Below are 12,671 nucleotides of genomic sequence, written 5' to 3'. Positions count from 1 at the left end.
GTCGCGGGCGGGTCAGAAGCCGGGGCCGTCCGCGCGGTTGCCCGCGGTGGCCAGACGCCCCCAGAGCAGGTCGGTGAGGCCCGCGACCAGAGCGGCCCGGTCGCAGGGCCGCTCGCCCAGCCACCAGTCGCCCGCCGCGTGCATCATGCCGACGATGCCGTGGCCCCAGATCCGGGCGAGCTGCCGGCCGTCGGGACCGAGGTCCACACGTTCCCCGACCACCTCCGCCAGCTCCTCGCCGAGCCGGCGCAGCAGCGGGGCGGAGTGCAGGCCGACGTCGAAGCCGCGCTCGTTGCTCTGCGAGTCCTCGGCGGGGTGCATCAGGAACCGGTAGACCTGCGGGCGGGCCTCGATGGCGGCGAGGTAGGTGTCGAGGGTGGCCTCCACCCGACGCCGGCGTTCGGCCGGGGCGTCGAGCGCGGCCCGCAGCGAGTCCAGCAGGGCGTCGGTGTGCCGGACGGCGAGTGCCTGGTAGAGGCCCGCCTTGTCGCCGAAGTGCCGGTAGAGGATGGGCTTGGTGATGCCGGCCTCCGCCGCGATGGCGTTCATGGAGGCCTTCGGACCGTCCCTGAGTACGACGCGGTCCGCCGCCTCGAGCAGCTCGCGCCGACGGCGTTCTCCCGCTCCCGGCTCGCCCGCCTGCTGACTGGTCTCCATGACGTGTTTCTCTCCCCGCCCTTGCGATGTGCCTGACGCCCACGCAACGTAACACCCCGAGTACCCCGGTCACCGAACCGGCCGCGCTTGACAGTGCTTACCGGCCGGTAACAGACTGTGGCCACGATGGGGGTTACCCGCAGTAACGGTAACCCTGTGAGACAGCTGGAGGGGACATGGCGGAGTTCACCATGGAGCTCAACGACGACCAGAAGCAGGTCCGGGACTGGATCCACGGCTTCGCCGCCGATGTGATCAGGCCCGCCGCCGCCGAATGGGACGAGCGGGAAGAGACTCCGTGGCCCGTCATCCAGGAAGCGGCCAAGGTCGGCATCTACTCGCTGGACTTCTACGCCCAGCAGTTCTTCGACCCGACCGGCCTCGGCATCCCCATGGCGATGGAGGAGCTCTTCTGGGGCGACGCGGGCATCGCCCTGTCCATCGTCGGCACCGGCCTCGCGGCCATCGGCGTCGTCGCCAACGGGACCGAGGAGCAGATCGGCACCTGGATCCCGCAGATGTACGGCACCCCGGACGACGTCAAGGTCGCCGCCTTCTGCTCGTCCGAGCCGGACGCCGGGTCCGACGTCGGCGCGATGCGCACCCGGGCCGTCTACGACCAGGCCAAGGACGAGTGGGTCCTCAACGGCACCAAGACCTGGGCCACCAACGGCGGCATCGCCAACGTCCACATCGTCGTCGCCGTCGTCGACCCCGAGCTCGGCACCAAGGGCCACGCCTCCTTCATCGTGCCGCCCGGCACCCCCGGCCTGACCCAGGGCCAGAAGTTCAAGAAGCACGGCATCCGCGCCTCCCACACGGCCGAGGTGGTCCTGGAAGACGTACGCGTCCCCGGGTCCTGCCTGCTCGGCGGCAAGGACAAGCTGGACGAGCGGCTCGCGCGGGCCCGTGAGCGGGCCGCGGCGGGCGGCGGCGAGCGCGTGAAGAACGCCGCGATGGCCACCTTCGAGGCCTCGCGGCCGGCCGTCGGCGCCATGGCCGTCGGCACGGCCCGCGCGGCGTACGAGGTCGCCCTCGACTACGCGAAGACCCGTACCCAGTTCGGGCGCCCGATCATCGACAACCAGGGGGTGGCCTTCCAGCTGGCGGACATGCGCACCCAGATCGACGCGGCCCGGCTGCTCGTGTGGCGCGCGTCCTGGATGGCCGTCGCGGGCAAGCCCTTCACCTCGGCGGAGGGCTCCATGTCGAAGCTGTACGCGAGCGAGGTGGCGAAGAAGGTCACCGCCCAGGCGGTCCAGATCCTCGGCGGCAACGGCTACACCCGGGAGTACCCCGTGGAGCGCATGCACCGGGACAGCGCGATCTACACGATCTTCGAGGGGACCAGCGAGATCCAGCGCCTGGTGATCGCGCGCACGCTCTCCGGCATGCCGATCCGGTAGCCGCGGTCCTCGCCGCCGCCCCGGGAGCCCGTCTCACGGGGCGGCGGGCGCGGGTCAGCGCAGCGGGGTCAGGCAGTGCAGGGTCCAGTCGTCGCCGCCGTACTCGGGGGCGGAGAGGAAGTCGCCCGGGGCGCAGGACTCGCCGGCGGTCAGCCGCTTGCTGACGCGGTACTGCGCCTTCGGCGAGCCGCAGCCCGTGACCAGCAGCTCCTGGTCGCTCCAGTCGCCCACGTTGCGCACGCACTGTCCCACCGTCAGGACCGGCGGCTCGTCGTCGCCGGCCGTCAGGCCGGCCAGGACGAGGGCGGGGACGCCGAGGGCCAGGAGCAGCGCCGGTACGAGGAACAGCATCGCGGGCGGGCGCCGCCACAGCGGCCGGCCCGGATCCAGCGGGGGCCGGAACCCGCCCGACGGCACCCCGAGGCGGCGGAAAGCCGCCCGGCGGCCGAGGTTCAGCAGCAGGACGACCGGGGTGACGAACAGCGACAGCGGACCCCACCAGCCCTGCCACAGGGTGTCCGAGGACATCCTGCGGTACGTGGCTGTGCCGCAGTCGCGGCAGAACGGCCCGGGCACGCTCAGGAACCGCATCAGGACCAGCAGGCCCTGATGACCGCGCACGGTGGCCGGAACCGCGGGCCAGCAGCCGCACACGCGGCACGTGTACCCGTCGGAGCGCTCCGCCCGCTGCTGCGGCACCGCGGGGGCGTACGGCGGGAGGTGGGGGTCTGCGGCGTCCACCCGCCGGGCGGGGAACTCGTAGGGGCCGCCGGCGCCGTACTGCGGTGGCGGTGTGGCCAAGGGGACCTCCTCGAAGGCTCGGCGATCACCCGGCCGTGATCCGGGCCGGGCGGTGATCCGGGCCGTGCCGTGATCCGGGCCGGGCGGTGATCACGGCACCATAGCCCGGCCCCTCAGGGGCGCAGGAGGCGGGTCATGGCCCGGCCGAAGAGGTAGTGGCCCGCGCGGGCCACCAGGGGGTCCAGGACGCGGGGGAGGGGGCGCACGCGCAGGTCCTCGCGCCAGTGGACCTCCGTGCCGCCCGCGGGGACCGGGCGCAGCTCGATCTCCGCCCAGCCCGTCACCGTCCGGCCGCGCTTCTCCAGGCGGACCAGCCGAGGGGGCTCCCAGACGACGATCTCCATGGTGTCGTCCACCGTGACCCTCCCCACTCCCGTGCGCGCGGTGAAGCGCGTCCCGGCGTGCGTCGGGGGCTCCGTCTCGACGACCGTCCGGGTCAGCGGCACCTGCGCGCCGTGGCGTTCCCAGTCCGTCAGCCGCCTCCAGGTCTCGTCGGGCGGAAGGGGCGTGCGGCGAATGATCCGGACAACGGGCATGAGCGCATGGTAAGCGGGCATACACACCCTGAACCGGACCTCGGATATGGCTTCCGTCGGGGGGCGGCAATCAGTAATACTCACCGCCACCGTGGATCGCGGATTCGACCGGGTGACCACCGGCCCTCCCGCCCCACACTGCGAGGAGGTGCGCCATGTGCTCCCACCAGCCCCCCTGCCCGTCCGCCGACAGCGCCGACCACGAGGCCGCACGGGTCGTTGCCTCCCATCCCGAGCAGGGCTGGAGCCTGCTCTGCAACGGGGTGGTCGTCTTCGACGACACCGGTGAACTGCTCCCCGAAGGCCGGACGGTGGAACCCCGTCGGCCGGCCCTGGTCTGAGCGAGGAGGCAGCATGCGTCAGCAGCTGATCCGCAAGCCCGTTCCCAAGCCCGCCCCCCGAGACCTGGACCTGCGCACGCCGTCGGGCAGACCCCTCCCGTACTGACGGGAGTCCAGGCATTACGCGGCGCACCGGCTGTCCTTCGCCCGTGAGGCGCGGTCAGCCGGTGGACGCCGCCGCACCGCCCCGGAACGCGGTCTCGTACGCCGCGTCGCCGATCGCCGCCCTGGCCTGCCGCTCGCCCCGGTCCCGGAGGGCCGTCAGCGAGGGCGAGCCCATCTGCGGCCGCCCCACCGTGCGCCACCAGGCGTGTCCGGTGCCGAGGAGCCGCGCGGCCAGTTCCCCGTCGCCGAGGGCCGCCACCGCCGCCGCCAGCAGGTCCAGGCCCAGCGCGATCCCGAAGCGGTCGCCCAGCAGCCGTTTGCCGGACAGCATGGCCCGTACGTGCCGTGCGGCCTCGCCGTGCTGGCCGAGACCCAGGGCCGCGACGGCCAGGACGTAGTCCGCGTACGCCCGCAGCCAGCGCTCACCCAGCTCCGCGCACGCCTCGCGCAGCCCGTGCGCCTCCTCGGCGGCCTCCTCGAAGCGCCCGAGGTCGCACAGGGCGTACGCCGTGGCCAGCTGGCACAGGAGCCGGCCCGCCCCGTCATCGCGCCCCCCGTGCGCCGCCCGCGCCCGCGGCCCGGCCAGTACGAGCGCTTCCGCCGGGTCTCCCCGCATCAGGACCGACACGGCATGCAGGTGGGCGGCGCGCAGCCGCAGTTCCGGGTCGGTGACCAGGGCGGCCGCCCGGGTGCACTCGACGCCCGTCGCCCGGGCCGCGTCCATGTCGCCCTGGAGCAGGAGCGTCAGCCCGAGCGCCCACTGCGCCTGGACCCGGGTGGCCCCCGGCCGCGGGGCCGCGCGCAGGGCCCGCTCCAGGAAGGCCCGGCCCTCGTGGACGTGCCCGCACGAGAACCAGAAGAACCACAGGGCCCCGGCCATCTCCAGGGCCGCCGCGGGATCGGTGCCGAGCAGGTGCTCCAGGGCGGTGCGCAGCTGCGGGTGCTCGGCGGTCATCCTGCGGTACCAGTCCAGCTGGCCCGGCCCCAGCCAGCCGCGGTCGCCGGCGGCGCAGAGCGCGGCGTACCAGTGGGCGTGCCGGTCCGCGACGGTGCGCACCTCGCCCAGTTCCGTGAGCCAGTCGTGGCCGAACTCCCGGATCGTGTCGAGCATCCGGTAGCGGGCCCCGGCTCCACGCTCGTGGGAGCGCCGGACGACGGACTTCGCGACCAGACCCTCCAGCACCCGTTCCACCCGGGCGGCCGGCAGCGGCCCGCCGGCGCACACCGCCCGGGCGGCGGCGACGTCGAACTCCCCGCTGAACACCGACAGCCGCGCCCACAGCAGCCGTTCCACCGGCTCGCACAGCTCGTGGCTCCAGCCGATCGTGGTCCGCATGGTCTGGTGCCGGGGCGGGCGCGCGGCGCGGGTGCCGGAGAGAACCTCCAGGCGCGCGCCGAGGCGCTGCGCCATCTCGTCCAGGCTCCACATCCGCATCCGGGCGCCGGCCAGCTCCAGGGCGAGCGGGATGCCGTCCAGCCGGCGGCACACCTCGGCGGCGGTGCGGCACCGCTCGGGGTCGGCGAAGTCGGCGGAGGTCCGCGGGCTCGCGGCGAGCGCGCGGGCGCGGAAGAGGGCCAGCGCCTCGCTGTCGGGGCCCTCGCAGGCGAGCGGGCGGACTTCGAGCACCGTCTCGCCGGGGGAGTCGAGCCGTTCCCGGGAGGTGGTCAGGACCGTCAGGCCGGGTGCCGACTGGAGCAGTTCGCCCGTGAGGTGGCGGACTTCGGCGACCAGGTGCTCGCAGGTGTCGAGGACGAGGAGGAGGGCCTTGTCGGCCATCCACGCGCACAGTTCCTCGTCCAGGGGGCGCACGGAGTGGCCGGCGGGTCCGATGGCGTGCGCGACGGTCGTGGTGAGGAGCGCGGGGTCGCGCAGGGCCGAGAGGTCCACCCACCAGATCCCGTCGGGCCAGAGGGAGCCCGGCCACGGTCCGCCGGACCGGGCGGTGCGGCTGCGGCGGGTGGCGGCGCGCAGGGCGAGCCGGGATTTGCCGACGCCGCCGACCCCGGTCAGGGTGACCAGTCTTCTTCCGCGCAACAGGGTGTCGAGACGGTCGAGTTCCTCCTCGCGGCCGATGAAGCCGGCGGTTTCCGGAGGCAGGTTCCCCGGCAGGTCGGGCAGGCCGGCCGGCTTGGCGCCGCTGCCGGGCGCAGGTTCTCCGCACGCGGAGTCTGCCTGATTGTGGTTGACCGAGTACTCACCGAACACGAATGTATTGTGCGCGATCTTCTTTCGCGGGACCTGCCGTTCGCTTCGGTTCCCGTCGAGGGGCGGACGGTCCGGGGTCAGCCGGGCAGCAGGATCCGCCGTTCCTCCGAGAAGGCACCCCAGTTGCCGTCGGGCAGCCGGGCGCGCAGTTTCAGGGTCCAGGCGGTCCCCGCCGGTTCGGCCGTGGTGAGCCGGTAGGAGGCCCGGCCGCGCGGTACGGCCCCGGCGCCGAACTGGATGACGGTGACGGGCAGGTCGTTGACGTAGAGCTGGTACTCGCTCGTCGCGCGGCCGGTGTCCGGGGCGGTCCAGGTCAGTTCCACCGCGCCGGGCGAGGCGGTGGCGGTGAACGAGCCGGGCGCCGTGTGCGGGGCCCGGCCGGGGTCGGCGGGGGTGGTGACGGCCACCGGCGGGCCGTCCGGTGAGGAGTTGTCGGAGCCGTCGCGGGCGCGGACGGTGAACACGTAGGCGGTGCCGGGCTGGAGCCCGGTGACGGTGGTGGCCCGGTCCGTGCCGGGGGCGGTGTGGACGCGGACCCCGGCCTGGTAGACGTCGTACGCGGTCACGCTGGTGTCGTCGGCGGCCGCGTCCCAGCTCAGCCGGACCGCGTGCGGCCCCTCGGCGCGCCCGTCGGCGGCGGCCGGTGCCGTGGGGGCCAGCCGGTCCTCGGCCCGGGCGTCCGGGGTCGTGACCTCTGCCGGGGCGCTGAGCGGCGAGCGGTTCCCGGCGGCGTCCTCGGCGCGGACGGAAAAGGTGTAGGCCGTCCGCGGGGCGAGGCCGGTGATGTCGGTCATGGTCTTGTCGGCGGGGAGTTCCCGCACCAGCCGGCCGCCCTGGAACACCTGGTAGCCGCTGACCCCGTCGGCGGCGTCAGGAGCCCGCCACATCACGTGGACCGAGGTGGCGCTGCCCGCCTGCGCGGTGAGACCGGCGGGAGCGTGCGGGGGCCGGGTGTCCCCGCCCGCGCCGCACCCGGTCAGGGCGGCGGCGAGGCCGAGGGCGAGCACCGCCGGTGCGCGACGCGGGGAAGTGGTGCCTCGCAACGGGCCGCCCTCCTCTTGGTCTAGACATATATGGCACGAGGAGACCGGACCCACAAGACCCCCGGTCCCGCGGCCACCCGAGGGGGCCGCCGGTCTGGGCGGATTCGTCTTCGTCTGATCTCGTCTGGCAATATTGCGATCCGTTTGCAATAACGGATGATTTTGAACAGGGATGTGCACGACATGACGGCCCGGACAGCACGGGGAGCGGGCGGCGCGATGCTCGCCACCGCACTCATCACGGGCCTGGCGGCCTGCTCGAACCCCTCGGCGACCGCATCGCCGGCGGACTCCGCGGTGGTCGGCATCGCGACCGAGCCCGAGAGCCTCAGCCCGCTGCTCGGCTACGGCAAGGACGGCAACTCCAAGATCTTCGACGGTCTGCTCACCCACGACGCGGACATGAAGCTCAAGCCCGCGCTGGCCGAGGCCCTGCCGGAGGTCTCCGCGGACGGCCGCACGTACACGTACAAGCTGCGCCGGGGCGTGAAGTTCAGCGACGGAGCGCCCTTCTCCGCCAAGGACGTGGAGTTCACCTACCGGACCATCCTCGACCCGAGGACCAACAACCCCTCCAGGACCGAGCTGGACGCCATCGAGAGCGTCACCGCCCAGGGGCCCGACCGGGTCGTCTTCACCCTCAAGTACCCCTACGCCCCGTTCGCCGAGCGGACCGTACTGCCCATCGCCCCCGAGCACATCGCGGGCCGGCAGGACGTCAACAGCGGAGAGTTCGCCACCAAGCCCGTCGGCACCGGCCCGTACCTGCTGACCGGCTGGTCCAAGGGCGAGAAGCTCAGCTTCAAGGCCAACCCCGGCTACTGGGGCGGCGAGCCCGCCGTGAAGAAGTTCACCATGGCCGTCGTCAAGGACGACGACGTCCGCGCCACCCGGCTGCGCGCCGGGGAGCTCGACGCGGCCGTCCTGCCCCCGAACCTCGCCCGCGGATTCGCGAAGGACAAGGCGCGCAGGACCTTCGCCGCCAAGACCTTCGACTACCGCAACGTGACCCTGCCGACCCACCACCCCGTCACCGGGGACGTGGCGGTCCGCCGCGCGCTCGACATCGCGGTGGACCGCCAGGCCATGGTCGACAAGCTCCTGGAGGACGCGGGCAAGGCCGCCTACGGCCCCGTCCCGACCGACAGCCGCTGGTTCACCGCGGGCACCGAGCGCCCGTACGACCTCGAACGGGCCAAGCAGATCCTCGACGAAGCCGGGTGGAAGGCCGGCGGGGACGGCATCCGCGTCAAGGACGGGGTCCGCGCCTCCTTCCCCCTCTGGTACACCTCCGGCGACAAGATCCGCCAGGACCACGCGCTGGCCTTCGCCTCCGACGCGAAGAAGGCCGGCATCGAGGTCAGGACCGAGGCCGGGACCTGGGAGGTCATCGAACCCCGGATGAAGACCGACGCCGTGCTCGCCGGCGGCGGTTCCCCCGCCGACCCCGACTTCGACCAGTACCAGCTGCTGACCTCCTCCCTCGCGGGCGACGGCTTCAACAACATGGCCCAGTACGCCAACCCCGCCGTCGACCGGGCGGTCGCCGACGGCCGCACCAGCGGCGACCCGGCCGCCCGCAAGGCCGCGTACGACACCGTGCAGCGTGAACTCGTCCAGAACCCGGGCTACGTCTTCCTCACCCACATCGACCACCTCTACGTGGTGAACGACAAGTGGGACGGCCCCTCCACCCAGGTCGAACCGCACGACCACGGCCTCGGCACCGGCCCCTGGTGGAACATCGAGAGCTGGAAGCCGAAGCAGAAGTGACGTCCCGCCGTCCGGGCCCGCCCTGGGGACCGATGGCGCGCATGGCGGGACGGCGGACCCTCTCCGCCGCCCCCGTCCTGCTCGTCGTCACCTTCGGGGTCTTCGCCGTCGCCGCGCTGTCCCCCTTCGACCCCGTCAAGGCGTACGCCGGCACCGCCGGGCTCACCGCGTCCCAGGCCGAACTCGACCAGCTGCGCACCAACCTCGGCGTGGACCGGCCCTTCCCCGCCCGGTGGTGGGACTGGCTCACCTCCGCGCTCACCGGCGACCTCGGCGACTCCGCCGTGCTGCGCCAGCCCGTCGCCGACGTCATCGCCGGACGCGTCGGCTGGTCCGCGCTGCTCGCCGGCTGCGCCTTCGCCGTCGCCGTGCTGCTGGGCACGGCGCTCGGAGTGCTCGCCGCCCGCCGGCCGGGCGGGGCACTGGACCGGACCGCGACCGGCCTCGCCTACACCCTGGAGGCGGCCCCCGCCTTCTGGCTCGGGCTGCTCGCCGTCTGGTTCTTCTCGGTACGGCTGGGCGTACTGCCCTCCGGCGGGCTCACCGACGCCGCCGACGACACCGTCACCCTCGGCGCGGTCGCCTCCCACCTGGTGCTGCCCGCACTGGTCCTCGGCATCTCGCAACTGCCCTGGTTCTTCCTCTACGCCCGGCAAGGAGTGGCCGACGCCCTCGGCGAGGACCCCGTACGCGGGGCCCGCGCGCGGGGCCTGTCCGAGCGGCGGGTCCTGCTCGGGCACGGGCTGCGCTCCGGGATGCTGCCGATGCTCACCCTCATCGGCTCCCGGGTACCCGAGCTGATCACCGGCGCCCTGCTGGTCGAGACCGTCTTCAGCTGGCCCGGCGTCGCCGCCGCCACCGTCGCCGCCGCGACCTCGGTGGACTTCCCGCTGCTGGCCGCGCTGACCGTACTGGCCACCGCCGCCGTGCTGGCCGGCAACCTGCTCTCCGACCTGCTGTACGGGCTGGCCGACCCGAGGGTGGGCTTCGATGGCTGACACCGCGGCCGGCACCGCCTGGCGCCGCCACGGCCGGGACCGGCGCTCCACCCGCGCCCTGCGCGTGCGCGCCTCGGCCGCCGTCACCGCCCTCCTCACCCTCGCCGTCCTGCTGGTGCCCCCGCTCGTCCAGCTGGACCAGCAGGCCGTCGACCTCTCCGCGAAGCTGCTGCCACCCGCCTGGGACCACCCCTTCGGCACCGACGACGTGGGCCGCGACCTGCTGCTGCGCTGCGTCTACGGGCTGCGCGTCTCGCTGCTCGTCGGCGTGGTCGCGGCGCTCGCCGCCACCGTGCTCGGCACCGCCGTGGGCGCGGCCGCCGGAGCGCTCGGCGGCCGGACCGACCGGCTCGTGATGCGGGCCGTCGACACCCTGTCGGCCATCCCGCACCTGCTGCTCGGGATCTTCGTCGTGGCCCTGTTCCGCCCCGGCGTCTGGCCCGTGGTGGTCTCGGTGGCGCTGACCCACTGGCTGTCCACCGCCCGCATCGTGCGCGCCGAGGTGCTGTCGCTGCGCGGCCGGCCGTACGTGGACGCGGCCGTCTCCGGCGGCGCCTCCCGCCGGCGGGTCCTCGTCCGGCACCTGCTGCCCGGGGTGCTGCCGCAGGCCGGGCTGGCGGCGGTGCTGATGATCCCGCACGCCATGTGGCACGAGTCCGCCCTGTCCTTCCTCGGCCTGGGCCTGCCCGCGCACCAGGCCAGCCTCGGCACCCTCGTCCAGGCCGGCCGCGGCTCGCTGCTCGCGGGGGACTGGTGGCCCACCCTCTTCCCCGGCCTGCTCCTGATCGCCCCCACGCTGGCCATCGCCGGCCTCGCCGGTGCCTGGCGCGAGCGCCTCAACCCCCGCCGCCGCTCGGAGCTGACCCTGTGAGCCCGCACCCTTCCGCCGCCGCCCCTTCCGCCGCCCCGCCCGCCGGGGAGGTCCTGCGCGTCGAGGGGCTGTCCGTCCGCTTCCGGATGCGTGGCGGACGGTACGTCGAGGCCGTCTCCGACGCCGCTTTCCGCCTCGGGCCCGGCGAGTGCCTCACCCTCGTCGGCGAGAGCGGCTGCGGCAAATCCGTCCTCGCCTCCGCCCTGCTCGGCCTGCTCCCCGCCAACGCCGAGACCGCCGGCTCCGCCCGCCTCGCCGACGGCCTCGACCTGCTCGCCGCCGACGAACGGACCCTGGCCCGCACGGTACGCGGACGCCGCGTCGGCCTGGTCCCGCAGAGCCCCGCCGCGCACCTCACCCCCGTCCGCACCGTCCGCTCCCACCTGGAGGAGGCCGTCCGCGAGCTCACCGGCCCCGGTGACCCGCGCGCGGCCGCCGAAGCCGCGGCCGCACGGGCCGCCTTCCCCGTGAGCCACCTCGACCACTACCCCCACCAGCTCTCCGGCGGCCTCGCCCAGCGCGCCGCCACCGCCCTCGCCCTCATCGGGGACGCACCCCTGCTCCTCGCCGACGAGCCCACCACCGGCCTCGACCGGGAGCTCGTCGACCGCACCGCCGACGAACTGCGCGCCCACACCCGGGACGCCGGCCGCGCCCTCCTGATGATCACCCACGACCTGGCGGCGGCCCGCCGCATCGCCGACACCGTCGCCGTCATGTACGCGGGCCGGATCGTGGAACTCGCGCCCGCCGAAGCCTTCTTCGGCCGGCCGGGACCCCGCCACCCCTACGCCCGCGGCCTGCTCGACGCCCTGCCCGAGCGCGCCTTCACCCCCATCCCCGGCGCCCCGCCCGAGCTGGGCGACCTGCCGCCCGGCTGCGCCTTCGCCGCCCGCTGCGCCCTGGCCGACAGCACCTGCCGGTCCGGGCGGCCCCCGCTGACCGAAGGGGTGGCCTGCCACCATGCTTGAGCTCAAGGGCATCACCGCCGGTTACGACCGCCGCGGCCCGGTCGTGCGGGACGCGCACCTCGCGATCCGCCCCGGCGAGGCCGTCGGTCTGCTCGGCCCCAGCGGCTGCGGCAAGTCCACCCTGGCCCGGGTCGCCGCCCTGCTGCACCGGCCCGACCGGGGGACGGTGGCCCTCGACGGCCGCGCGGTGACGGGCTTCAGGCACCGGGCCCCGCGCTCCCTGCGCATCGAAGTCGGCGTGGTCTTCCAGCAGCCCCGTCTCTCCGCGGACCCCCGCCTCAGGCTGTACGACCTCGTCGCGGAACCGCTCCGCGCCACGGGCCGGCGTAAGGAAGCGGAATCCGCCGTGGGGGAGCTCGCCGACCTGGTCGGCCTCGGCGCCGACCTCCTCACCCGGCGCCCCCACGAGGTCAGCGACGGCCAGCTGCAACGCGCCTGCGTGGCCCGGGCCCTGGTCCTGCGGCCCCGCTGGCTGGTCTGCGACGAGATGACGGCGATGCTCGACGCCTCCACCACGGCGGCCCTGGTCGGGGTGGTCGAGGCGTACCGGCGCCGGACCGGAGCCGGCCTGCTGGCCGTCGGGCACGATCCGGTGCTGCTCGGCCGCTGGTGCGACCGCACCGCGAACTGGAGCGACATCACCGGCGGTTGAGCGTCCGTTGCGCCTTCGTGAATCATCCGGCCCGTCCATGCGCGATCCGCGCTCCCTCCGTGGTCCCGTAGCTCTCCACCGGGAACGGGCTGGTGTACTTCTACGAGAAGGAGCCCAACGCCTGGGGCATCGACGCCTGGTACCTCACCGCCGTCGACTTCCGCACCGGCGAACGCCGCCGGCGCCGGCTGACGGGCACCGGCCCCCTGCACGACAACAACTGGGCGCCGATCACCCTCGGCCCCGACGGCACCGCGTACGTCGGCGTGTTCAACGGCGTCGTCGCGGTCCGTGACGGCGGCTGACCCCCG

General features: G+C 74.3%; 12 protein-coding genes and 1 pseudogene. 8 read left to right on the top strand and 5 right to left on the bottom strand.

Annotation, left to right across the window (positions count from 1 at the left end; genetic code table 11):
• Positions 1 to 12: 12 nt before the first annotated feature.
• Positions 13 to 657: a TetR family transcriptional regulator gene (locus tag ACFY7H_RS12490; protein WP_388937087.1), complete on the bottom strand. Its 645-nt coding sequence runs from the start codon at positions 655 to 657 to the stop codon at positions 13 to 15.
• Positions 658 to 833: 176 nt separating this feature from the next.
• Here ACFY7H_RS12490 and ACFY7H_RS12485 point away from each other — a divergent pair, with 176 nt between their 5' ends.
• Positions 834 to 2,063 carry an acyl-CoA dehydrogenase family protein gene (locus ACFY7H_RS12485; RefSeq protein WP_388937084.1) on the top strand — a complete coding sequence of 410 codons (1,230 nt, stop codon included), beginning with the start codon at positions 834 to 836 and terminating at the stop codon, positions 2,061 to 2,063.
• 54 nt (positions 2,064 to 2,117) lie between these two features.
• On the opposite strand, the gene ACFY7H_RS12480 is transcribed toward ACFY7H_RS12485, so the two are convergent.
• Positions 2,118 to 2,864: a hypothetical protein gene (locus ACFY7H_RS12480; RefSeq protein WP_388937082.1), complete on the bottom strand. Its 747-nt coding sequence runs from the start codon at positions 2,862 to 2,864 to the stop codon at positions 2,118 to 2,120.
• A 113-nt stretch (positions 2,865 to 2,977) separates the two neighbouring features.
• The gene (locus tag ACFY7H_RS12475) at positions 2,978 to 3,400 is read right to left on the bottom strand and encodes an SRPBCC family protein (RefSeq protein ID WP_388937080.1); all 423 of its coding nucleotides are present in this window, start codon (positions 3,398 to 3,400) and stop codon (positions 2,978 to 2,980) included.
• Positions 3,401 to 3,555: 155 nt separating this feature from the next.
• On the opposite strand from ACFY7H_RS12475, the gene ACFY7H_RS12470 reads away from it, so the two are divergent.
• Entirely contained in the window at positions 3,556 to 3,741 is a 186-nt protein-coding gene (locus ACFY7H_RS12470; RefSeq protein ID WP_388937077.1) for a DUF5999 family protein, read from the top strand.
• A 160-nt stretch (positions 3,742 to 3,901) separates the two neighbouring features.
• Here the strand turns inward: ACFY7H_RS12470 and ACFY7H_RS12465 are convergent, their stop codons facing one another.
• Together ACFY7H_RS12465 and ACFY7H_RS12460 are read right to left on the bottom strand one after the other, a co-directional pair.
• Positions 3,902 to 6,052: an ATP-binding protein gene (locus ACFY7H_RS12465; RefSeq protein ID WP_388937074.1), complete on the bottom strand. Its 2,151-nt coding sequence runs from the start codon at positions 6,050 to 6,052 to the stop codon at positions 3,902 to 3,904.
• Between the two features lie 77 nt (positions 6,053 to 6,129).
• Positions 6,130 to 7,095, bottom strand: a complete 966-nt coding sequence (locus ACFY7H_RS12460; protein WP_388937070.1) for a fibronectin type III domain-containing protein — start codon at positions 7,093 to 7,095, stop codon at positions 6,130 to 6,132.
• A gap of 183 nt (positions 7,096 to 7,278) precedes the next feature.
• Here ACFY7H_RS12460 and ACFY7H_RS12455 point away from each other — a divergent pair, with 183 nt between their 5' ends.
• The 6 genes and pseudogenes from ACFY7H_RS12455 to ACFY7H_RS12430 all read left to right on the top strand — a co-directional run.
• Entirely contained in the window at positions 7,279 to 8,868 is a 1,590-nt protein-coding gene (locus tag ACFY7H_RS12455; protein WP_388937067.1) for an ABC transporter substrate-binding protein, read from the top strand.
• A gap of 32 nt (positions 8,869 to 8,900) precedes the next feature.
• Entirely contained in the window at positions 8,901 to 9,866 is a 966-nt protein-coding gene (locus ACFY7H_RS12450; RefSeq protein ID WP_388937064.1) for an ABC transporter permease, read from the top strand.
• Positions 9,859 to 10,737: an ABC transporter permease gene (locus tag ACFY7H_RS12445; protein WP_388937061.1), complete on the top strand. Its 879-nt coding sequence runs from the start codon at positions 9,859 to 9,861 to the stop codon at positions 10,735 to 10,737. Before ACFY7H_RS12450 ends, ACFY7H_RS12445 begins: the two co-directional genes overlap by 8 nt.
• An 86-nt stretch (positions 10,738 to 10,823) precedes the next feature.
• On the top strand, positions 10,824 to 11,708 hold the full coding sequence (locus ACFY7H_RS12440) for an ABC transporter ATP-binding protein (RefSeq protein ID WP_388937497.1): 885 nt from the start codon (positions 10,824 to 10,826) through the stop codon (positions 11,706 to 11,708).
• Positions 11,701 to 12,360 (top strand): ABC transporter ATP-binding protein, encoded by a 660-nt coding sequence (locus ACFY7H_RS12435; protein ID WP_388937058.1) that lies wholly within the window; start codon positions 11,701 to 11,703, stop codon positions 12,358 to 12,360. Before ACFY7H_RS12440 ends, ACFY7H_RS12435 begins: the two co-directional genes overlap by 8 nt.
• A 41-nt stretch (positions 12,361 to 12,401) precedes the next feature.
• A pseudogene (locus ACFY7H_RS12430) lies at positions 12,402 to 12,665 on the top strand (hypothetical protein); the annotation flags it as partial.
• Between the last annotated feature and the right edge of the window lie 6 nt (positions 12,666 to 12,671).

Source organism: Streptomyces sp. NPDC012794 (genome assembly GCF_042901085.1).
Taxonomy (GTDB): domain Bacteria; phylum Actinomycetota; class Actinomycetes; order Streptomycetales; family Streptomycetaceae; genus Streptomyces.
This window is presented reverse-complemented; position numbering and strand designations above follow the sequence as displayed.